This is a genomic window from Bradyrhizobium sp. MI1.11 (assembly GCF_055811255.1).
In genome coordinates, this window is record NZ_JBVVPM010000078.1 from 19,517 (window position 1) to 28,112 (window position 8,596).

Consider the following 8,596-nt stretch of genomic DNA (forward strand, 5'->3'; position numbering starts at 1 on the left):
CCAAATCTCCTTTGCACCAGCCAAAGGTCGGGCCTCTCGACAGATTGATCAATCTTGATTACATAAATCAATATGAAAAATTCGGAAGGTCTCTACCTCTCCGCCCGGGAAGCCGCCGCCGAGCTCGCGATCTCGCCGGCCACGCTCTACGCCTATGTCAGCCGCGGCCTGGTCCGCTCCGAGCCGACGCCGGACTCGCGCAAGAACCGCTATCGCGCCGAGGACGTCCGGGCGCTGAAGGAGCGCCGGGTGCCGTCGCCGGAGCCGCGCGGCCTGCGCAGCTTCGATGCCGATCTGCCGGTCATGGACACGGAGATCTCCACCATCACCGAGGACGGCGCGATCTATCGCGGCGTCAACTGCGTCGATCTCGCCGAAAACGATACGCTGGAGCACACGGCGACGCTGCTGTGGGACGTCTCCGGCGTCGATCCGTTCGCCCCGCATAATCAGCCTGCGATGTCCGACGAGATGCGCCTGATCGCGCAGGCCGCGCGCCGGGCGGCACCGATCGATCGCGCCATTGCCGTGCTGGCGCTCGCATCGAGCGCCGATCCCCGCGCGTTCACGCGTGCGCCGGATGGCCGCGCCATGGTCGGTGCGCGCATCGTCCGGCTTCTGGTCGCGACCATGCTCAACACGGATCCGTCCGCCGAGCCGCTGCACCAGCAGATCGCGAGGGCCTGGGCGCCCGACAACAAGCACGCGGCCGATCTCATCCGCCGCGCGCTGGTTCTGCTCGCCGAGCATGAATTGAACGCGTCCACCTTCACCGCGCGCTGCGCGGCCTCGACCGGCCTCAATCTTTATGATTCCGTCATCGCCGGCCTCGCCGCGCTGAAGGGACCGAAGCACGGTGGCGCCGGCGTGCTCGCCTCGCAACTCGTCAAGGCGCTGGTGGATCGTGACGTCGAGCCGATGGTCCGCGAACGCGTCGCGCTCGGCGAACGCTTTGCGGGCTTCGGTCACGGTGTCTACAAGCGGGGCGATCGGCGCGCGCAGTCGCTGCTGAATGCCCTGGCCCGCGCCGGCGCACCGCGCAAATTCACCAAAGAGGTGCCGGAGCGCATCGCGGAGGCGACCGGCGAACTCGTCAATATCGACTACGCGCTCGCGGTGCTCGTGCACGCGCTGCGCCTGCCGGGAGGCAGCGAGCTCGCGTTGTTTGCGATGGCCCGCAGCGTCGGCTGGGTCGCCCATGCCAGCGAGCAATTGCAGTTCGGCAAGCTGATCAGGCCAAGGGCAAGGTATGTGGGACCGGCACCGGGACGAAGGGCGGGGGTTGCGGATTCCAAGGGATAATCAAAAACCCTCATGGTGAGGAGCGCGGAACGCGCGTCTCGAACCATGCAGGCCCGGCTTTCGCCCGCGGCCATCCTTCGAGACGCCCGCCGTTGGCGGGCCCTCAGGATGAGGCGGTGCGCCTGGATACACTCTATCACCCCCGCGGCTTCGCCACCGCGACACCGCCGCCGTTCCGGCGGCGATAGATCCAAACCGCCGCGCCTACGACGATTGCCACGCCGACCCACGGTCAAAATCCACATGTGCTTGTACGGATGCCCATGGTGCGGCAGCCCGGCATATTCGTGCAGGGCCGACACCGCCAAAACACCCGGCAGCACATGCGCCGGCGCCCAGACCAGGATTGCGGGGATGTTGATGGCGTAGAAGCGGGCCGGGGGCATGCCCAGCGCGCCCGCGGTGACCGGGACGAAGGCCCGGATCGGCGGCACGAAGCGGGCGAAGAACACCGCCCAGGTGCCGAAGCGGTGGAAGAAAGTCTCGCTCTGCTCGACCACACGCGGATAATTGGTCATCGGCCAGGTGTTGAGGATCTCCCGCTGCTGCCGGTGCCCGATCCAGTAAGCCGAACCATCGCCGAGCACTGCGCCGAGCGCTGCCGCCAGCAACACCCATTGCAGCCTGAGCTCGCCGCCTGGGACCAGGGCGCTCAGCGCCAGGATGATGGTCGAGCCGGGGATGACCGAGCCCACCACCGGAACCGCCTCCAGCAGGGCCGCCAGGAAGAGGGTCAGATAGGCCAGCCACGGATGGGCCGAGACGAATGAAATGAGGGGATCGAGAAAGGACGTCACATCGTCTCTGTGGTGGGATTGGGCCTTGGGATTGGCCTTGGGGTTCGGACCCTACATAAGTAACGAGCGCCGGTAAAAGTGCCACCCGCGTGAGCAGGACCGTGCCCTCGGCACGAAATTCAGGCGTGATTCGCAGGGCAGCCTTCCAAAAATCGCGTTCCTTGCCTATCTAAATGAAAAGACAACGGAACTTTGATTGGGGGGCGGGCTTCTGCCCGCACGTTGTCTCTGATAGGTTCGCAACAGCACCCAGCCGCAGCCAACGTGCAATAACTGGTCTCGGGATCGCCCGGGACCTCGGAGGATTGATGACGACCGCCGCGATGTCCAAAGTTGAGGAAGTTTCCGGTTTGCCCGACATGAAGGTGTCGGTGCGCCAGGTGTTCGGGATCGACAGCGATCTCGAAGTCCCCGCTTATTCCGAAGTCGATCCTCACGTCCCCGAAGTCGATTCCGATTACCGCTTCGATCGCGCCACCACGCTCGCCATTCTCGCCGGCTTCGCCCACAACCGCCGCGTCATGGTCACGGGCTATCACGGCACCGGCAAATCAACCCATATCGAGCAGGTCGCCGCGCGGCTGAACTGGCCCTGCGTGCGCGTCAACCTCGACAGCCACATCAGCCGGATCGACCTCGTCGGCAAGGACTCGATCGTGGTCCGCGACGGCAAGCAGGTCACCGAATTCCGCGACGGCATCCTGCCCTGGGCGCTCCAGCACAACGTCGCGCTGGTGTTCGACGAATACGACGCCGGCCGCCCGGACGTGATGTTCGTGATCCAGCGCGTGCTGGAAGTCTCCGGCCGGCTGACGCTGCTCGACCAGAACAAGGTGATCAAGCCGCACCCGGCATTCCGCATGTTCTCGACCGCAAACACCGTCGGCCTCGGTGACACCTCGGGCCTCTATCACGGCACCCAGCAGATCAACCAGGGCCAGATGGACCGCTGGTCGATCGTCACCACGCTGAACTACCTCAGCCATGACGAGGAAGTGGAGATCGTGCTGGCCAAGGCCAAGCACTATCGCACCACGGAGGGCCGCGACATCGTCAACAAGATGGTTCGCCTCGCCGATCTCACCCGCAACGCTTTCGCCAATGGCGATCTGTCGACGGTGATGAGCCCGCGCACGGTGATCACCTGGGCGGAAAACGCCGACATCTTTAGCGACATCGGTTTTGCGTTCCGGGTCACCTTCCTCAACAAGTGCGACGAGCTCGAACGTCCCCTCGTAGCCGAGTTCTACCAGCGCTGCTTCAACGCGGAGCTGCCGGAATCGGCGGTGAACGTGGCGCTCAGCTGATTTCACGCGATATGTCGTCCCGGCGAACGCCGGGACCCATACCGCGTGATGTCTCGAGTGAAGCGCCGCCGATAATTTCTCCTGACGCAATGATCGCCGGTGGTTATGGGTCCCGGCCTTCGCCGGGACGACGGGTAAGGGCGAGATGAGCACCACCTCCAACTCCAAATTCCGCAACACCAAGGAAGCCCCGACCGAGCCGTTCAAGCGCTCGGTGGCCTCCTGTTTGAAGGCGATCGCCAAGGCGCCCGAGCTCGACGTCAGCTTCGCCGCCGAGCGTCCCGGGCTCGCACCGGGCAAGGCGCGGCTGCCCGAACCCGCGCGAAAAATGACCAGGCGCGATGCCGCGATCGTGCGCGGCCATGCCGACTCGATCGCGCTCAAGCTCGCCTGTCACGATCCGAAGCTGCATCGCAAGCTGATGCCCGGCAATCCGCAGGCGCGCGGCGTGTTCGAGGCGGTGGAGCAGGCCCGTGTCGAGGCGATCGGTGCGCGGCGCATGGCGGGCGTTGCGAAGAACCTCACCGCGATGCTCGACGACCATTTCCATCGCGGCAAGTTCGACGAGATCACCGATCGCGCCGACGCGCCGCTCGCCGACGCGCTGGCGATGCTGGTGCGCGAACGCCTGACCGGCATGGCGCCGCCGACGGCCGCCAAGAAGATGGTCGATCTCTGGCGTCCCATCCTCGAAGACAAGATCGGCAGGCGGCTCGATCGGCTCGATACCATGGTCGAGGACCAGACCAGGTTCGGCGATGCCGTGCATGATCTCCTGACGGCGCTCGAGATCGGCGACGAGCGCAGCGCCGACAGCGAAGACAATGACGAGAACGACGAGAACCAGGACGGCGACAACGATCAGTCCGGCGCCGAGGGCTCGCCCGATTCCGACGCCGCGCAGGAGATGAGCGCTGATCAAGCCCAGGCGTCGAGCGAGGAGATGAGCGAGAGCGCGATGGAAAGCGCGCAGGCCTCGACCTCCGACACCTTCGACGACGGCGAACTCGGCGACGACGAGACGCCGGGCGAGGCGACGCGACCGAATTCGCACGGCAAGAACGAGCCGCGCGGGCCGGAATATCACGCCTTCGCGCCGAAGTTCGATGAGATCATCGCCGCCGAAGACCTCTGCGATCATGACGAGCTGGAGCGCCTGCGCGCCTATCTCGACAAGCAGCTCGCGCATCTGCAGGGCATCGTCGCCCGTCTCGCCAACCGGCTCCAGCGACGCTTGATGGCGCAGCAGAACCGCGCCTGGGAGTTCGATCTCGAAGAGGGCATTCTGGATCCCGCGCGGCTGTCGCGCGTGGTGACCGATCCCTATCACCCGCTGTCCTTCATGCACGAGAAGGAGGCGACGTTCCGCGACACCGTGGTGACGCTGCTCTTAGACAATTCCGGTTCGATGCGCGGCAGGCCGATCACGGTCGCGGCGACTTGCGCCGACATCCTCGCCCGCACGCTGGAGCGTTGCGGCGTCAAGGTCGAGATTCTCGGCTTCACCACGCGCGCCTGGAAGGGCGGGCAATCGCGCGAGGCGTGGCTTGCCGCCGGCAAGCCGGCCAGTCCCGGCCGCCTCAACGATCTCCGTCACATCATCTACAAGTCGGCGGATGCCCCGTGGCGCCGTGCGCGGAAGAATCTCGGCCTGATGATGCGCGAGGGGCTGCTGAAGGAGAACATCGACGGCGAGGCGCTCGACTGGGCGCACAAGCGCCTGCTCGGCCGGCCCGAGCAGCGCAAGATCCTGATGATGATCTCGGACGGCGCGCCGGTCGACGATTCCACGCTGTCGGTCAATCCCGGCAACTATCTCGAGCGGCACCTGCGCCACATCATTGAGGAGATCGAGACCCGCTCGCCGGTCGAGCTGATCGCGATCGGCATCGGCCATGACGTGACGCGCTATTACCGCCGCGCGGTGACGATCGTGGACGCCGAAGAGCTCGGCGGCGCCATCACCGAAAAACTCGCCGAACTCTTCAGCGAGACCAACACCGCGCCCACGCAGCCGGCCAACCGCCCGCGACGCAAATTGCATTCGTGAGCAAGCATCGATCCCGCCGCAGCTTTATCGGCCACGCGGCGGCGGGATTTTCCACTCTCGCACTGTCTCGTCTGGCGCAGGCACAGCCCGCGCCGAAGCCGGCGCTCATCGAGCACGCCGTCACCGCGCCCGTTGGCATCGAGGTCAACGCGCGGCCGATTCCCAATTTCGAGCCGCGCGACCGCGCGCGCACGCGGTTCGGTTCGCTGGACTATCGCGGCGGCCTGGTGCTGACCTCGCCGCATCGCGGCTTCGGCGGCCTGTCCGGCTTCCGGTTTCTCGATCCCAAAGGCGAGCGCTTCCTCGCGATCTCCGACCAGGGCACCTGGTTCACCGGTCGCATCCGCTATTCCGGGCGGAGCATGACCGGTCTCGAGGACGTCGAGGCTGCGCCGGTGCTCAATGCGGAGGGGCGGCCGATCACGGAGAAGCGGCTGTGGTACGACACCGAGTCGCTCGCGCGCGACGGCGACCTCGTCTATGTCGGGCTCGAGCGTGTCAACCAGATCATGCGGTTCGATTTCTCGAAGGGCGGCACACGCGCCCGCGGCGAGGTGCTGCAGACGCCGCCGGCGGTGCGAAAGTTGCCCTATAATAAAGGGCTCGAGGCGCTGGTGTTTGTCCCCAAGGACATACCAAAGGGGCAGCCGCTCGCGGGGACCTTGATCGCGCTGTCGGAGGGCGGCTTCGATGCCGACGGCAATCTGATCGGATTCTTGCTCGGCGGCCCGACGCCCGGCCAGTTCAGCATTCGCCGCACCGAGCAGCAGCTGATCAGCGATGCGGTGCTGCTGCCCTCGGGCGATCTCCTGATTCTCGAACGCAAATTCTCCTGGTTCACCGGCGTCGATATCCGCATCCGCGCCATCCCCTTGAAATCGATCGCGCCGGGCGCATTGGTCGACGGCCCCGTGCTGTTCAAGGCAGATCTCGGCCACGAGATCGACAACATGGAAGGCATCGACGCCCACGTTACCGCCGACGGCGAGACCGTGCTGACGCTGGTGTCGGACGACAATTTCTCAATGCTCCAGCGTACGCTGCTGCTGCAGTTCGCACTGGTGGAGTGAGTCCACTCGGCCGCAATGCATGACGCTACGGGCCGCCATTCCCCCCGCGCGGCTGGCAATCGGCGCATCGCTCACTACACTCTCCCCAACTCCCGCCCCCATCCCGGAACTCCCCCGCATGAGCGTCCTGTTTTCCCCGATCAAGCTGCGCGGCCTGACCTTGAAGAACCGCATCGTGGTGTCGCCGATGTGCCAATATTCGGCCGAGGACGGCGTTCCCACCGACTGGCACTTCACCCACATCAACAATCTCAGCCTGTCGGGCGCGGCGATGTTCTGCATCGAGGCGACCCATGTCGAGGCGATCGGCCGCATCACACCGGGCTGCCTCGGGCTCTACAGCGATGCCGCCGAGGCCGCGCTGAAGCAGATCCTCACCTCGGTGCGGAAACATTCCTCGACCGCGGTCGCAATGCAGCTCGCGCATGCGGGCCGCAAAGCGAGCAGCGCGCGGCCCTGGGACGGCGGCCAGCTGATCCCGCAGGACCAGGGCGGCTGGCAGACCGTGGCGCCGTCAGCGCTGCCGCACAAGGAGGGCGAAGCCGCGCCGCTGGCGCTCGACGCCGCCGGCCTCAAGCGCATTCGCGACGCCTTCGTCGATGCGGCGAAGCGCGCCGATCGCATCGGCATCGACGCGATCGAGCTGCACGGCGCGCACGGCTATCTCCTGCATCAGTTCCTGTCGCCGATCTCGAACAGGCGCACCGACGAATATGGCGGTAGCTTGCAGAACCGCATGCGTTTCCCGCTGGAGGTCTATGACGCGGTCCGCGCGGCATTCCCGCACGGCAAGCCGGTCGGCATGCGGGTGTCGTCGACCGACTGGGTCGAGGGCGGCTGGGACCTGGCGCAGACGATTGAGTTCGCCAAGGCGCTGAAGGCGCGCGGCGTCGACTGGATCGATGCCTCCTCCGGCGGCGTCTCGCCGCTGCAGAAGATCGCGCTCGGCCCCGGCTATCAGGTGCAGTTCGCAGAGGCGATCAAGCGCGAGACGGGTTTGCCCACCATCGCCGTCGGCCTGATCACCGAGCCGAACCAGGCCGAAGAGATCGTCGCATCCGGCAAGGCCGACATGGTCGCGCTCGCCCGCGGCATGCTCTACGACCCCCGCTGGGGCTGGCACGCCGCAGCGGATCTCGGCGGCGAAGTCGAAGCACCCCCGCAATACTGGCGCTCGCAGCCCTCGACGCAGAAGGCGCTGTTCGGCAAGACGACGTTCGGGGCGCGGTGAGGGGGGCGAATGTGGCGCGACGACCGCGCCGCAAACTCGTCATTGCGAGGAGCCCTTGCGACGAAGCAATCCAGACTGCGTCCGCGGAAAGAGCCTGGATTGCTTCGCTGCGCTCGCAATGACGGTCGGGGAGGCATGCGCCCACGCAAAGGTCGCCGCGCTTGCGTCCTTTGGTCCTAAACCATCCCACCTCACGCATCCGTAAACCCTCTCACCTTCCACCTCCGCCAAATCTGGCCTAACCTCGCGTGCGTCCAACGCCTCGCGGAGGCCTGCCATGCGGTTTCGTATCCGGAAAGCTGCCCACGTCATCGAGCGCGTGGGGCTTGCGATGGCGGGCGCGGCGTGCGGGCTGTTCGTCGGCGCTTACGTGGGATCCGCTATACCCGCGCTCACCACGGAAGGCTTCCTGCTGCTGATGATGGTGCTGGGCTTCGTCGGCTTCTATCTTGGCATCGACACACCGCAGCTGCCCTTCGACGAGGCCCACGGCGACATCGACGCCGCGGAACTGTTGAGCTCCGCCGGCACGCTCTGCGCCACATTCACTGCGCTCGCCTCCGTCGCCATCATCGTGCTCCGCCTCGAACCGCATATTGCGTGGAGCTGGTTTGCTTTGTTCGGCTGGATCGCCGGCGTCGCGATGCAGATCGTCGCGGGGGCAAAGGCGCGGATGCGGAAGTCGTGAATTTGTTGTGTTGCGAGAGATCGCGCCGCAAGCACAGTGCGTTCCCTCCCCCCTTGTGGGGGAGGGCTAGGGAGTGTCCAGACCGGATAGATAGGTAACACAGTAGACCAGATGGATGGGTGACAGTTCTCTGTCGGCTGGGAGGATCAGC

General features: G+C 65.8%; 6 protein-coding genes and 1 pseudogene. 6 read left to right on the top strand and 1 reads right to left on the bottom strand.

Annotation, left to right across the window (positions count from 1 at the left end):
* Positions 1–72 precede the first annotated feature (72 nt).
* Positions 73–1,302, top strand: a complete 1,230-nt coding sequence (locus AC0L30_RS39070) for a citrate/2-methylcitrate synthase (RefSeq protein ID WP_007599230.1) — start codon at positions 73–75, stop codon at positions 1,300–1,302.
* Between the two features lie 136 nt (positions 1,303–1,438).
* Here the strand turns inward: AC0L30_RS39070 and AC0L30_RS39075 are convergent.
* Positions 1,439–2,099 (bottom strand): annotated as a pseudogene (locus AC0L30_RS39075) (DedA family protein).
* A gap of 308 nt (positions 2,100–2,407) precedes the next feature.
* Between AC0L30_RS39075 and cobS the strand changes: the two are divergent.
* From cobS to AC0L30_RS39100, 5 genes are all read left to right on the top strand, one after another.
* Positions 2,408–3,406, top strand: a complete 999-nt coding sequence (gene cobS / locus AC0L30_RS39080) for a cobaltochelatase subunit CobS (protein ID WP_007599232.1) — start codon at positions 2,408–2,410, stop codon at positions 3,404–3,406.
* A gap of 145 nt (positions 3,407–3,551) precedes the next feature.
* Positions 3,552–5,456, top strand: a complete 1,905-nt coding sequence (gene cobT, locus AC0L30_RS39085; protein ID WP_473406479.1) for a cobaltochelatase subunit CobT — start codon at positions 3,552–3,554, stop codon at positions 5,454–5,456.
* Positions 5,453–6,526 carry an esterase-like activity of phytase family protein gene (locus tag AC0L30_RS39090; RefSeq protein ID WP_473406480.1) on the top strand — a complete coding sequence of 358 codons (1,074 nt, stop codon included), beginning with the start codon at positions 5,453–5,455 and terminating at the stop codon, positions 6,524–6,526. Before cobT ends, AC0L30_RS39090 begins: the two co-directional genes overlap by 4 nt.
* A gap of 118 nt (positions 6,527–6,644) precedes the next feature.
* Positions 6,645–7,757 carry an NADH:flavin oxidoreductase/NADH oxidase gene (locus tag AC0L30_RS39095; protein WP_473406481.1) on the top strand — a complete coding sequence of 371 codons (1,113 nt, stop codon included), beginning with the start codon at positions 6,645–6,647 and terminating at the stop codon, positions 7,755–7,757.
* A gap of 277 nt (positions 7,758–8,034) precedes the next feature.
* On the top strand, positions 8,035–8,445 hold the full coding sequence (locus tag AC0L30_RS39100) for a hypothetical protein (RefSeq protein WP_007599237.1): 411 nt from the start codon (positions 8,035–8,037) through the stop codon (positions 8,443–8,445).
* Positions 8,446–8,596: the final 151 nt, after the last annotated feature.

Bases quoted from the DNA above. Each gene is read 5' to 3' on its own strand.
- AC0L30_RS39100 (WP_007599237.1), top strand. From the start codon at position 8,035: ATGCGGTTTCGTATCCGGAAAGCTGCCCACGTCATCGAGCGCGTGGGG.
- AC0L30_RS39095 (WP_473406481.1), top strand. From the start codon at position 6,645: ATGAGCGTCCTGTTTTCCCCGATCAAGCTGCGCGGCCTGACCTTGAAG.
- cobT (WP_473406479.1), top strand. From the start codon at position 3,552: ATGAGCACCACCTCCAACTCCAAATTCCGCAACACCAAGGAAGCCCCG.
- AC0L30_RS39070 (WP_007599230.1), top strand. From the start codon at position 73: ATGAAAAATTCGGAAGGTCTCTACCTCTCCGCCCGGGAAGCCGCCGCC.
- cobS (WP_007599232.1), top strand. From the start codon at position 2,408: ATGACGACCGCCGCGATGTCCAAAGTTGAGGAAGTTTCCGGTTTGCCC.